This window comes from Shewanella sp. S1-49-MNA-CIBAN-0167, assembly GCF_040310145.1.
Taxonomy (GTDB): Bacteria; Pseudomonadota; Gammaproteobacteria; order Enterobacterales; family Shewanellaceae; genus Shewanella; species Shewanella psychromarinicola.
On sequence record NZ_JBEOPO010000004.1, the window covers coordinates 95,939 to 109,040 of the forward strand.

Consider the following 13,102-nt stretch of genomic DNA (forward strand, 5'->3'; position numbering starts at 1 on the left):
ACACCACACTAAAATTCTTTGTTAAAACGGGAAAAAATACGGGATCGAAAAAATAACCACTAAGGAATACACTATTGATAACGGTAAACCTAAGCGAACAAAGTCGCTTAATTTATAATTACCGGCATTAAATACCATTAGGTTAGTTTGATAGCCGTAAGGCGATATAAAGCTCGCACTTGCCCCAAATACCACCGCCATAATAAACGGACGAGGATCCGCGCCAAAGCTGGTGGCAACCGCGTAAGCTACCGGAAATGCAAGTGCGGCGGCGGCGTTGTTGGTAATTAACTCGGTAACAATTAAGGTAATGAGATAAATCCCAACAAAGGCGGCAAACACACCATAACCATTAAAAAGACTTAACAACGCTTGCGCCATGATGTCTGCTAGGCCGGTTGTGACCATTAAGTTAGCTAAGCCTAAGGCACTTCCTACGATAACCACCAGTTCTAACGGAAAGCGACGTTTAAGCTCACTTAAGGTTATCGCGCCAATCGCCACATAGCTGAGTAACAATAAAACTAAGCCTTTGGCTAATGGTAATACATCGAAAATGCTCGCCAAAATGGTTAATGCAAACCCAACAAGCACCCAGCTACCGCGTTTTTCATCTAAACGGACACTTAACTCTAAGCCACTGATAGCCGCAAAGTCGGTGGTTAAATTAGGACATTTAGAAAAACGGTCGCCTGGGGTGAGCAGTAATACGTCACCGGGTTGTAACACCACATCGCCTAGTCCACCTTTTAACGGTAGATGACCTCGACGAATAGCCATCACGGCAGCATCAAAGACTTCACGAAAGCGCGAATCTTTTAAGCTTGTGCCCACTAAACTTGATGATGGCGCTAGCACGGCTTCAACCAGATTTTGACCTTTTGCGTGCTGCTTACCAAACCATTCTAAACCGTCAAACTGATGTAACAGCTCAACCGACTCAACCGCACCGCTAAAACGTAAAACGTCATCGGCTTGCAGCACCATTTGCGGCGGCACTGGACAGATACGGATCCCACTGCGCTCTAACTCAACTAAATACAGTTTTTTAAGTGCCCGCAAACGGTTATCTATCACGCTCTTACCCACCAGGGTAGAGGTTTTGGCCACATGAGCTTCCAATAGATAAGGTAAAGACTCATCTTCGGATTCTTCACGTCTATCGGGTAAAAAGTTAGCCATGATGGTTAACACAACTAAACCACTTATGACCACTAATGCGCCGACTTGTGAAAACTCAAAAAAACCTAAAGGCTCAAGGCCCGCATTTTCAACAAAAGAGTTAACAATTAGACTCGTAGAGGTGCCAATTAGGGTTAATGTGCCGCCCAAAATTGCCGCGTAGTTTAATGGCAATAACAACTTAGAAGGCGCATGTGCTTGATTACGGCGCACCACACCGATTAACGAGGCGACGACCGCAGTATTATTGGTAAACGATGACAATAAGGCTGTCGATATACCTAACTTCGCTAATGTGGAAAATAACGAGCCTTTGCCAATGACTTGGCTTAATTTGCCCAGTAATGAGGTTTTCTCAAGTGCTGTGGCCGCCAGTACTAACAGCACTAAAGTGATCAGTCCGTTATTAGTAAAGCTGCCAAGTGCTACATTTAAGTCAACTAGCCCAAGGATATAACAAATTAACGAAGCGAAAAAAAACATGGCGGCCGGTTTTGCAAGCCCAGCAAGAAGCCCACCGACCAGCGCTAACAAGATAATCGCTAACAACCATATTTCGCTCATTAATTATTTTCCAAGTACGCTGATATCGCGCGCATTCCAATGCGGATAATGCTTACGCACTAACGCATTAAATTCGACTTCAAATGCACTAAACTCAGTGTTGGTTTGCTTGTCACCCTGATGACCACTGACGACCATAGCGGCAGCAACAGTGGCATTGGACAAACGATCAATTAAAATCATTCCACCGGTATCACGTACTAAGCTATAGGCATCTAACACAACCGATTCGGTTAAATCTAACTTAACCCGAGCGATGGTATTTAGGCTTAATGTGCTTGCTGCGCTGCGCTCAAGCGTATTGACATCGGTAATGTATTCAATTGCGCTTACCACCGCTTGGGTTTTCTTACCCGCCACTTTCACATCATATAACTGACCGATTTGTAATGGCTTTTCATCCATCCACACTAGGTCCGCTACTATGTGGTTAGCCATTTCTGGCGCGGTCGCCGGGTGAGCCAATAAATCACCACGTGAAATATCAATCTCATCTTCAAGGGTAATGGTGATTGCTTGACCTGCTACGGCTTCGGGTAAATCACCGTCAAAGGTGACAATACGTTCAATTTTACTGCGCTTGCCCGATGGCAATGCGACTAATTCGTCACCCACTTTAATGATGCCTGACGCTAACGTGCCAGAGAAACCACGAAAATCTAAGTTAGGTCGTAATACGTACTGCACCGGAAAACGTACCGGTAGCTCGCTCAGTTCACGCTGTGTATCGATAGTTTCAAGCAGCTCAAGTAATGTGCCACCTTGATACCAATCACATTGAGTACTAGGGTTGACCACGTTATCACCATTTAAGGCCGACAAGGGCACATAGTGAATATCTAAATCACCAAAGTCTTTCACAAAATCAGTAAAATCAGCTTGGATTTGGTCAAACACCGTTTGATCAAAGCCAACCAAGTCCATCTTATTCACGGCTACGACAAAGTGACGTAAACCTAATAATGAGGCAATAAACGCATGGCGTTTAGTTTGGGTTTGCACCCCATAACGCGCATCAACCAAAATGACCGCTAAATCACAGTTTGACGCACCCGTTGCCATGTTACGCGTGTATTGTTCATGGCCAGGGGTATCAGCAATAATAAACTTACGTTTTTCACTGGAAAAATAACGATAAGCCACATCGATAGTAATGCCCTGCTCACGCTCAGCTTGTAAACCATCTACCAATAGCGCAAGGTCAATGGCTTCGCCAGTGGTGCCCATTTTAGCGCTATCACTTTTTAAGCTTGCGAGCTGATCTTCATAAATTTGCGCGCTGTCATGCAATAAACGCCCAATAAGGGTACTTTTACCATCATCGACACTGCCACAGGTTAAAAAACGCAATAAGCCTTTATTTTGTTGTAATGCCAAATATTCTTTTACACCGTGCAGCTGGATCTCTGCGGCCATACGGTCGGTATTCTTTGTTGCTTGGTCCATAATCTTTCTCACTCAAATTCGTTCGCATGCTGGGTCGATAAAACAACCATATTCAATTGCTTAGAAATAGCCTTGACGCTTTTTCTCCTCCATTGAAGCACTTTGGTCTGAATCAATTAAGCGACCTTGACGTTCACTTGAGCGAGTTAACAGCATCTCTTCAATAATTTTTTCTAAGCTATCGGCTTCTGATGGCATCGCCGCCGTTAGTGGATAACAACCTAAGGTTCTAAAACGAACCCGCTCAACCGATTCAACATCGCCGGATTCGATTGGCATACGATCATCATCTTTTAAGATCAGCTGGCCGCCTTTGTTCACCACGGTGCGAGGGGCTGCAAAATATAACGGTACGATTTCGATATTCTCTTGGTAGATATACTGCCAAATATCAAGCTCAGTCCAGTTAGATAATGGGAACACCCGAATGCTTTCGCCTTTATTTACCGCGCCGTTATAGGTGCGCCATAATTCTGGACGTTGGTTTTTAGGATCCCAGCGGTGGTGCTTATCACGGAACGAATACACCCGCTCTTTGGCACGGGATTTTTCTTCATCTCGACGTGCGCCACCAAAAGCGGCATCAAATCCATATTGATTTAAGGCTTGCTTTAGCGCTTGGGTTTTCATGATGTCGGTATGTTTAGCACTACCATGGGTAAATGGACCAACACCTTGTTCAACGCCTTCTTGGTTAGTGTGAGTCAGTAGTTCAAAACCAAATGCTTTAGCTTGCGCATCACGAAAAGCGATCATCTCTTTGAATTTCCACCCCGTATTGACATGCAATAATGGGAATGGAATTTTGCCGGGGTAAAATGCTTTGCGCGCAAGATGCAGCATAACAGATGAGTCTTTACCAATAGAATAAAGCATCACAGGGTTACCAAACTCAGCTGCAACTTCACGGATGATCTGGATGCTCTCTGCTTCCAGTTGTTGTAAATGGCTTAACGAACGGCCTGCCATGATGATTCTCCATTAGCTAATATTGCTGCATCGCAGCGGGTTAAATTAATCGACTACAGCGCTTTAGCGACTGTGTCTAAATCTGTTTTTTGTTGCGCAGTGACGGGATCAAACCAATTCAAGCTCTCCGCTAATTCAACAACTTCACCGATAATCATCAGCGCAGGCATCTGCAAAGCAGGATCTGCGGCTAATTGAGCCAGTTCACCTAACTTACCCATAAACCGCTGTTGTGATGAGGTGGTTGCGTTAGACACGATTGCCACGGGCGTCTCAGCACTACGACCAGCATTGATCAAACCCTCACTGATAATATTGGCGTTTAATATGCCCATATAGACCACTAAGGTATTGTTGGAATTAGCATAACCGTGCCAATCCATAGGGCGACTCGCTAACTGGCAGTGACCTGTAATAAAGGTGACACCTTGAGCATAATCACGATGCGTTAGCGGAATACCAGCATAAGCCGACGTACCGCTGGCGGCGGTAATGCCAGGAACTACTTCAAAAGCAATACCCGCTGCGACTAAGATTTGTAACTCTTCGCCGCCCCTGCCAAAAATAAACGGATCGCCACCTTTTAAGCGCACTACATTTCTACGGGTGAATGCTTTGGTCACCAACAACTGATTAATTTCATCTTGGGCTGCGCTGTGTTTACCTGCGCGCTTACCCACGGCAATTTTTTCAGCATGACTGGGGATTAAATCTAAAATATCTTGGCTGACTAATGCGTCATATAACACTGCATCGGCATTCTTTAGGATGCGATAGGCTTTTAGTGTTAGCAGCTCAACGTCGCCAGGACCTGCGCCGACTAACCACACTTTGCCTTTGGCTTGTTGCCCCGGCATCGATACTAATTCCATCACATTAACCTTAAGATATTTGACCATATACAAATATAGCGTTTTCCATATTCCATATACAATAGTTTATAGTTAGTTTTTATAACTAAATAGCATATAAAGCCGTTTGTTGGTCGTTTACTCCATTTGACAGGCTAATACGGGCTGAATTAAGGGCTAGAATGAAAAAATGTTAACTTAATTCGACAAATCTCTGACAATTGATAACAATGACTCTCGAAAAATACTGTTTCTAAGAATGATATTAAAATTAAACCAATAATTATGCTTATGGATACTGCAATGATAAAAATCACTCAATATGTTGGACTCTCGCTGTTGTTACTTGGCTATAGTACGATCGCCATTGCAGAAGTTTCATTAGTCGACGAGCGCGTAAAAGGAGAACTCGCCACATCTGAAAAGCCATTTGTGATCACCCCGCACAAGGCCAATTACCTTCTACCAGTGACTTACCAAACCCGCACTAACGCATTGCCATTTGAGAGTAAATATCCAGATGAAGACTTCACCATTGATAACTTAGAAGCAAAGTTTCAAATCAGTTTTAAATTTCCAATTATGTATAACGTTTTTGGTGATAATGGCCATTTGTTCTTTGCCTACACCAATCAATCTTATTGGCAGGTTTATAACGAAGATGCGTCGTCTCCCTTTCGTGAAACTAACCACGAACCTGAAGTGTTTATGTTATTTAATAATGATTGGAAAATTGGCGGTTTTACTAACTCATTTTTAGGCATTGGCGCGGTACACCAGTCTAATGGCCAGACCAATCAATTGTCACGCAGCTGGAACCGAATTTATGGCAGTGCGGTATTTGACCGTGGTCCATTCGCACTGGGGCTTAGAGTGTGGTGGCGTCTACCAGAAGATGAAAAAGAAAACATTAATGTTGCTAAAGGTGATGATAACCCTGATATCAACCGCTATATGGGCAACTTTGAATTAACCGGAGTTTACGGCTTAAATGAGCATCGTTTTACCATGCTACTGCGTAACAACTTACGCGATACCAATCGCGGCGCTGTTGAATTGACTTGGAGTTATCCGATTATTGGTACATTACGTATTTATACTCAGTACTTTAATGGTTATGGTGAAAGCTTAATTGACTATAATCATCATAATCAGCGTGTTGGTATTGGTATTGCGTTAAATGACATTCTATAACATACGCGATTAACGTCGATTAAATCCGCAAGTGATCAACACTAAAGTGGCATGTGTGCCACATAAAAAAAGGTGACCATTGGGTCACCTTTTTAGTTTCGTTAACCATCTTGTGGTTTACGTCGCTTTAGCGAAACAGCCTTAATAAAAGCGGTTAACAGAAGCTACTTAGCACTGGCTTTGCTGTTTACTATAGAGCCAATCACTAAGCCTTTATCGGTAAAGTCTACCGACATCTGTAAACGCATATTGTAGTCTTTTAACATCAGCAACTCTTCTGGCATCGGTTCGCCACTCATTTCTACCATATCGACTAATGGGGCAAACATTTTCTGATAATCAACAGATAAGTTAACAAACCCATTAGACTCAAGAGTTTGCTTAAACATCAAATCAGCTAACTCTGTACCTCTATCGCCAGTATAAGCCACTAAATGATTACCTTTGATGGCTAATTTAGCGCTAACACCTAATTCAGGCGGTAACATTAACATGGGGGTAATGTCGACCGGATCACCATTATCTTTTAAGTCCACATTTGCCAGCGGTGGATAAAATGGCCTCATCATATCCACTAACATCATCGGCTTTTCAGCCGAAACGCTTATCAATGCATCTAGCTTTTCAAAGCTAGGCTGGCCATTTTTCTCGGTCAACTGGTAATCTGCTAGCGTCACACTGATGCCTTTAACACCATTCGCCATACCAGCCATCATGCCAAGCATCGCTGGATTGAGCTCACTTAACTCTGATTGCATTTGAGCCAGTGCAGTACATTGATATTGCGGTGTTTGTAAATCTTTCCATACTTCATTCAATGCTGGAGCTAATTGCTTCACATCAAGCCCAAACGCAACTGATAAGATATTGTCATGACCGTTGCTGGCAAATGATGGTACAAAACCACGCATTTTATTTAAGGCAGACAAAATCACTTGATTGTTACTTTCAATCACCACGGCCGCATCGATAGTGCTTTCTTCGCGGGTAATTGAGTATGAGTTGAGTCCCATCACACTGCGTGGCCAATTGGCCGCAATCGCCGAAAACTCACTCTGGCAAGTTGGCGTCTTTAACTCCGCAAATGGATCTTCGCCCTGTATTTCAATCATTTTGGTCATTTGCTTGGCCAGCATATTGCCGTCTGTCGACGTTAACCCTTTGACCAATTCAACATGGTTAATAAAGCTAATACTGTTTTGCATAAAACCATGAGTATTGGCAATGTCTTGCAACAGGGTAGTTTCGCTAATAGGGTGCTCAACTTTCTTCTCACCCAACGCGGTTTCAAGTAATTGAGGGGTGTTTAATGACGTATTCAAGGTCACCGTTAACCAGCCATCTTTAACGGAAAATACAACCTCAGCGTGTTCTTTTTCATCAACATCGGTTAATGCATAACCACGATATTCAACATTACCCGACTTGCCCATGGTGTGAGTTAAGCCGCTTTCCTGCTCGGCGCGATCTAATTCCGCCCAGAATGCTGCAGGATTGCTGATCTCAATTTTCATTACCGGCAATGCGCCTAAAGTATAAAAATAACTCTTAATTGAATCCGCTAAACCGTATGTTGATAGCAAGGTCTCAGGGTTAGGCAACACAGTCATGTATTGCTTATATAAACTGACAAAAAAGCGCTCTTGAGCTGATGAGCTATCATCGAGCGACAACATTTTATCCTTATCATAAGCTTGATAATTGCCAGCAATGCTATACAAATAATCTTTTAATGGAAATGGCACTAACTGCCCAGAAAACGCTAATGTATCAGCAGGGATATAGTCCAACATTGGGTCGTTTTTAACCACTGACGTCCCTTGTTGCGACAGAAAATATCCACCAGCACCAACAGCCAATACCACAGCAGCAATTGCCATTTTATTCATCTATAAACTCCAATTTATATTATTGTTAACTCTTCCTTGAAATGAGTTAGCGTTTAAACATTTATTATCTTTTTGGGATAAGCATTATCGATTACATCGATAAACTGCGGATTAATTTAGCATTAAATGTTAATAAGCGCATTAGATGTTACCTTTTGGGGGATATTTATCCTGAAAACCGCACCTGTAAAAAACCAATACGCCAAAAAGACAGCTTATTATCTAACGAGTTTTGAGAGGGAATTTGACGAGATAAAAGTGAAAATCAACAAGCATTAAGCAGGCAATAATTCAAACATCTGATTTCCCGATAACTCAAACCGCTGAGTTATCGGGAACAACCGAATCGATTACTTATACGCTAACAAGTCAATCAATGTGCTCGAGGACGCGAGCGAAGCTTTTGAAGGTACGTGGACTGCAAAAACAATCCCAAAACGTCTACAAAAAACCATCTACAGGAATCATTAAACGTAGACTATTATCGCCGCAATTGCATAAAAGTTTACATAAAATATAGTCCGTTTTCGCTCAAACCAGTCCATCAATCGTTTGAATAAATCAACCTTACGGATGACTCATACAAACACAAGACTCAATGACGCTATCACTCATCTTAGATATCGAAGTGCAAACCGCATTCTCGTTGTAAGCCATTAAAACGGGTTTCTTCTTCAGACATACCTAACTCAAGTGGTTTGCTTGAGTGAGTATCACCTACCGACACATAACCTTGTTCCCATAATGGGTGATATGGCAAGTCATGTTCAGTTAAGTACATGTGCACGTCTTTGTTGCTCCACTCAATGATGGGTAACAATTTAAAACGTTTGCCGCTAATGGCTAAAATAGGCAAAGCTTCACGGGTACTAGACTGACTGCGACGTAAGCCAGCAAACCAAGTACCAATATTCAATTCAGCTAATGCACGCTGCATAGGCTCAACTTTATTGATGCGATTATATTCATCCAACCCATCTATGCCCTGCTCCCACAGCTTACCAAAACGCGCTTCTTGCCACGCTTGGGTTTGACCCGCTTGATACACTTTAAGATTCAGGTTTAAACGCTCGGTTAACTGATCAATAAATTGATAGGTCTCGGGGAACAAATAACCCGTGTCGGTTAAAATCACCGGAATATCGCTTTGCGCTTGAGTCACCATGTGTAACATCACCGCGCCTTGAATACCAAAGCTAGACGACAATGCATGCTCGCCTGGTAAATATGCTAGACCCCAAGCCACTCGTTGCTGCGCCGTTAACCCGGCTAAAAACTGATTAATCGTTTCCAGCGCAGCGGTTTGCTCTGCAAGAGGCGCTAATAACAACGCCTGCAATTGAGCGGGAGTGACACCATGATCGACGCCGGCATCAGTTGATGCAGTCGTTACCACTTCATTACCCATGAAAATCCTTAGCGGCGTCAATAACCGCCTTCACCACGCCGATACGCACGGTGAAGTTACCAAAGGTTTCGCCAGCATCACGTTCGGTGGCGTAGCGGCCAAACAAGGTATCCAATTCCGCTAAAATTTCGGCTTCTTGAATGTTTTCTTTATGCATTTTATTTAAACGCGTACCTTCAAAGCTAGCGCCTAAATACAAATTGTAACGACCCGGTGCTTTACCCACTAAACCAATTTCGGCGGCAAATGGACGCGCACACCCGTTGGGACAACCTGTCATTCGCACTACTATTGATTGCTCGCTAATACCGTGTTTAGCCTGTAGCGCATCGATGTGATCGATAAACTCAGGGAAATAACGCTCAGCTTCAGCCATTGCTAATGGGCACGTGGGTAACGCCACACAGGCAATTGAATGGCCGCGAGTGCCACTTAACACTTGGCCTAATAAACCATGCTTACGGGCTAGGCCTTCAATGTCGGCTTTATCTTCTGCTGCAACACCGGCAATAATCATGTTCTGATTTGAGGTCATGCGGAAATCGCCTTTATGGATGTTGGCAATTTCACGTAAACCTGTTTGTAAGGTTTGACCGGGTAAATCTTTAATACGGCCACTTTCAATAAATAGCGTTAAGTGCCATTTGTTGTCGATACCTTCAACCCAACCATAACGATCGCCGCGATCACCAATGGTCACATCACGCTTTGGTTCAAATTTCACTCCAGCACGTTTTTCAACTTCAGCTTTAAATGCGTCAAGACCATGGTCAACAATGGTGTACTTTAAACGGGCACGTTTACGTACTTCACGGTTACCCCAGTCTCGTTGAACGGTCATTACCGCTTCGGCAAACTTGGTGACGTCGTCCGTGTTAATAAAGCCCAAATCATCGGCTAAACGTGGGAAAGTTTCAACTTCACCGTGGGTAGAGCCCATACCGCCACCCGCCACCAAGTTAAAGCCCACTAACTCACCGGCTTGTGCTACCGCGATAAAACCAAGGTCATTGGTATACACGTCTACGTCGTTATGGGGCGGAACGGCAACAGCCATTTTAAATTTACGCGGCAAATAGGTTTTGCCATAAACAGGCTCTACGGTTTCTGTGCCTAATAGCTTTTCTTCATCTAACCAAATCTCAGCATACGCGCGAGTGTGTGGTAATAAATGATCAGATAAGTGCTTAGCGACGGCATAGGCTTGCGCATGTAACCTAGACTCAACCGGATTTGGATTACACATCACATTGCGGTTTACGTCACCACAGGCAGCAATAGAATCTAATGCGGCGCGATCAAGTCCTTGGATCAAGGTTTTTAGATTACGCTTGGGAATGCCGTGATACTGAAACGTTTGGCGCGTGGTTAACCGAATACTGTTTGAGGTGGTGAGTGTCGATGATATTTTATCCACGGCTAACCACTGCTCTGGGGTACAAATACCACCCGGCACGCGTGCACGTAACATAAAGCTATGCAGAGGTTCTAATTTTTGCTCTTTACGCTCGTTACGTAAATCACGGTCATCTTGCTGATAAAAACCGTGGAATTTAATCAGCTGTTGATCGCCCTCGCTAAACGATCCAGTGACTTGGGTATCTAACCCTTCTTGGATGTCACCGCGCAAATAATCACTGTCGTCTTTTAAGTATTCGTTTACTGCTAACTTTTGCTCACTCATGGCCTTGGCCTCTCTTAATTCTGTTCAATTCACTCGCGCTAATAGACTGCTAAATATTTATAATTTACTAACAGTGGGCTGAGTTAATACACATCTTTTTGGTAACGTTTTTCGCTACGCAGTGTTTCAAAGTAAGCTTCTGCGTCATCAAAGCTTAAGCCACCTTGTTCAACCGCGATGTTTACTAATGCTTGATGGACGTCTTTTGCCATACGCTCGGCATCACCACAGATATACATATGGGCGCCTTTTTGTAACCACTGCCATAACGCTTCAGCTTGTTCTGCAATGCGGTGCTGAACATACACTTTATCAGCTTGATCCCGTGAGAAAGCCACATCTAAACGCGACAAACCGCCATTTTTAAGATATTGCTGCCACTCAACTTGGTATAAGAAATCTTGTTCAAAATGCGGGTTACCAAAGAATAGCCAGCTGTCACCCGACACACCGTCTGCCGCGCGTTGCTGCATAAAGGCGCGGAATGGCGCAACACCGGTACCAGGACCCACCATGATGACAGGCGTTTGTGGATTTTCTGGTAAACGAAAATGGTTATTCTGCTCAACGTACACGTTAATCTGTTGACCTTCTTGTGCTGACGCTAAGAAATGCGATGCGCCGCCAAAACGAGCCTGGCCTTGACGTTCATCTTCAACCAACGCCACGGTTAAGTGCACTTCAGCTTCAACTTCTGCTTGGCTAGAGGCAATGGAGTATAGCCGTGGTGTTAGCGGACGTAACATACCAACTAACTGCGTCGCGCTGACTTTCGCTGGATATACAGCCACTAAATCGGCTAATTGGTGCTGTAGAATAAATTGTCTGGTTTGCTCTTTATCTTCACCAATAGCCGCAAGTTCTGCATTGCCGCTCAACTCAGCCCATGTTTTCACTAGGCCTGGGTATAACTGAGTGAGTTCTTTCTTGTCGGTTAACGCCGCTTTTAATGATAGTGACTCTTTCGCCACAGTCACATTGTCGTCTGGTGCTAAACCAAGCGCGGCGATCACTTCATCGACCAGCGCTTGGTTATTGCTAAACCACACCCCTAATGCATCACCCACTTGATAAGTTAATCCTGACTCGCCTAAATCAATTTCAACATGGCGTACATCACGATCAGAATCTCGACCGGTAATTTTTTGGCTTACCAGTACTTCTGCTGTATAGGGGTTTTGCTTGGTATATTCACTTTCACCAGCAACAGATGCGGTACCAATTGACACCACACTCGCGCTTGACGCTTGAATATAAGGCTTAACGGCCTCAACAACACTGTCTTGCCATTGTTGTGAAATATCTTCATAGTCAACATCACATTCAACTAAGGGTAATAATGATGTTGCCCCTAATGCACTTAGACGCGCATCAAAGTCTTTACCGGTTTGGCAAAAAAACTCATAGCTTGAATCTCCTAACGCTAAAACAGAATAATGTAGATTATCCAATTTTGGTGCCCGCTTTGAGGTTAAAAACTTGTGCAGTTCAATCGCATCATCAGGTGCTTCGCCTTCACCATGGGTACTGACGAGCAATAACAAGATTGTTTCTTGTTTGAGTTGGCGGACATTATATTCGCCCATAGAAGCTAAATTAACCGCATAACCTTGCGCCTGCGCTTTGGCTGCGAGTTCTTTGGCTACGCCACGACCATTGCCAGTTTGGCTACCATATAAAATGGTAACTGTTGGGGCGGCGCTTGTCTCTGTTGTGGTCTCGACACCGCTTTGACCTTGGTTAGCACTCGCTGCTAAGTAACCACTGACCCAGGCGAGTTGAACAGAAGATAATTCTGATGTGAGTTGTTTTAGCTTATCGACTTGTCCTTGAGACAAAGGTGATGCTAAAGCGGAAAGTTCTTTTAACAACATAAGACGGCCTTATAACAGTATAATGTGGTTAGCTTACTACT

9 protein-coding genes are annotated in these 13,102 nt (G+C 43.7%); 1 reads left to right on the forward strand and 8 read right to left on the reverse strand.

The window, feature by feature from the left end; translation table 11 throughout:
- Nucleotides 1-21: 21 nt before the first annotated feature.
- Genes AAEZ00_RS03060 through cobA form a run of 4 tightly spaced genes read right to left on the reverse strand, consistent with a single transcriptional unit; the run spans nt 22 to nt 5,033 of the window.
- Nucleotides 22-1,746: an SLC13 family permease gene (locus AAEZ00_RS03060; protein ID WP_101032793.1), complete on the reverse strand. Its 1,725-nt coding sequence runs from the start codon at nt 1,744-1,746 to the stop codon at nt 22-24.
- Between the two features lie 3 nt (nt 1,747-1,749).
- Complete coding sequence (gene cysN / locus AAEZ00_RS03065) at nt 1,750-3,192, reverse strand: sulfate adenylyltransferase subunit CysN (protein WP_124013511.1); 1,443 nt, start codon at nt 3,190-3,192, stop codon at nt 1,750-1,752.
- Nucleotides 3,193-3,252: 60 nt separating this feature from the next.
- Nucleotides 3,253-4,161, reverse strand: a complete 909-nt coding sequence (cysD, locus tag AAEZ00_RS03070) for a sulfate adenylyltransferase subunit CysD (protein WP_101032795.1) — start codon at nt 4,159-4,161, stop codon at nt 3,253-3,255.
- Nucleotides 4,162-4,214: 53 nt separating this feature from the next.
- Nucleotides 4,215-5,033: a uroporphyrinogen-III C-methyltransferase gene (gene cobA, locus AAEZ00_RS03075; RefSeq protein WP_124013510.1), complete on the reverse strand. Its 819-nt coding sequence runs from the start codon at nt 5,031-5,033 to the stop codon at nt 4,215-4,217.
- 282 nt (nt 5,034-5,315) lie between these two features.
- Here cobA and AAEZ00_RS03080 point away from each other — a divergent pair, with 282 nt between their 5' ends.
- Complete coding sequence (locus tag AAEZ00_RS03080; RefSeq protein WP_124013509.1) at nt 5,316-6,206, forward strand: phospholipase A; 891 nt, start codon at nt 5,316-5,318, stop codon at nt 6,204-6,206.
- Between the two features lie 164 nt (nt 6,207-6,370).
- Here AAEZ00_RS03080 and AAEZ00_RS03085 read toward each other — a convergent pair whose 3' ends face one another.
- From AAEZ00_RS03085 to AAEZ00_RS03100, 4 genes are all read right to left on the reverse strand, one after another.
- Nucleotides 6,371-8,095, reverse strand: coding sequence for a hypothetical protein (locus AAEZ00_RS03085; RefSeq protein WP_351088328.1), 1,725 nt, complete (start codon nt 8,093-8,095; stop codon nt 6,371-6,373).
- Between the two features lie 616 nt (nt 8,096-8,711).
- Nucleotides 8,712-9,503 (reverse strand): phosphoadenylyl-sulfate reductase, encoded by a 792-nt coding sequence (locus AAEZ00_RS03090; protein ID WP_124013507.1) that lies wholly within the window; start codon nt 9,501-9,503, stop codon nt 8,712-8,714.
- Nucleotides 9,496-11,187: an assimilatory sulfite reductase (NADPH) hemoprotein subunit gene (gene cysI / locus AAEZ00_RS03095; protein WP_124013506.1), complete on the reverse strand. Its 1,692-nt coding sequence runs from the start codon at nt 11,185-11,187 to the stop codon at nt 9,496-9,498. The genes AAEZ00_RS03090 and cysI overlap by 8 nt, the downstream gene beginning before the upstream one ends.
- An 83-nt stretch (nt 11,188-11,270) precedes the next feature.
- Complete coding sequence (locus AAEZ00_RS03100) at nt 11,271-13,061, reverse strand: assimilatory sulfite reductase (NADPH) flavoprotein subunit (RefSeq protein ID WP_351088329.1); 1,791 nt, start codon at nt 13,059-13,061, stop codon at nt 11,271-11,273.
- Nucleotides 13,062-13,102 lie beyond the last annotated feature (41 nt).

Excerpts from the sequence above, each read along its gene's own strand:
- AAEZ00_RS03090 (WP_124013507.1), bottom strand. The coding sequence starts at position 9,503 with ATGGGTAATGAAGTGGTAACGACTGCATCAACTGATGCCGGCGTCGAT.
- cysD (WP_101032795.1), bottom strand. The coding sequence starts at position 4,161 with ATGGCAGGCCGTTCGTTAAGCCATTTACAACAACTGGAAGCAGAGAGC.
- AAEZ00_RS03100 (WP_351088329.1), bottom strand. The coding sequence starts at position 13,061 with ATGTTGTTAAAAGAACTTTCCGCTTTAGCATCACCTTTGTCTCAAGGA.
- AAEZ00_RS03060 (WP_101032793.1), bottom strand. The coding sequence starts at position 1,746 with ATGAGCGAAATATGGTTGTTAGCGATTATCTTGTTAGCGCTGGTCGGT.
- AAEZ00_RS03080 (WP_124013509.1), top strand. The coding sequence starts at position 5,316 with ATGATAAAAATCACTCAATATGTTGGACTCTCGCTGTTGTTACTTGGC.
- cysI (WP_124013506.1), bottom strand. The coding sequence starts at position 11,187 with ATGAGTGAGCAAAAGTTAGCAGTAAACGAATACTTAAAAGACGACAGT.
- cysN (WP_124013511.1), bottom strand. The coding sequence starts at position 3,192 with ATGGACCAAGCAACAAAGAATACCGACCGTATGGCCGCAGAGATCCAG.
- cobA (WP_124013510.1), bottom strand. The coding sequence starts at position 5,033 with ATGGAATTAGTATCGATGCCGGGGCAACAAGCCAAAGGCAAAGTGTGG.
- AAEZ00_RS03085 (WP_351088328.1), bottom strand. The coding sequence starts at position 8,095 with ATGAATAAAATGGCAATTGCTGCTGTGGTATTGGCTGTTGGTGCTGGT.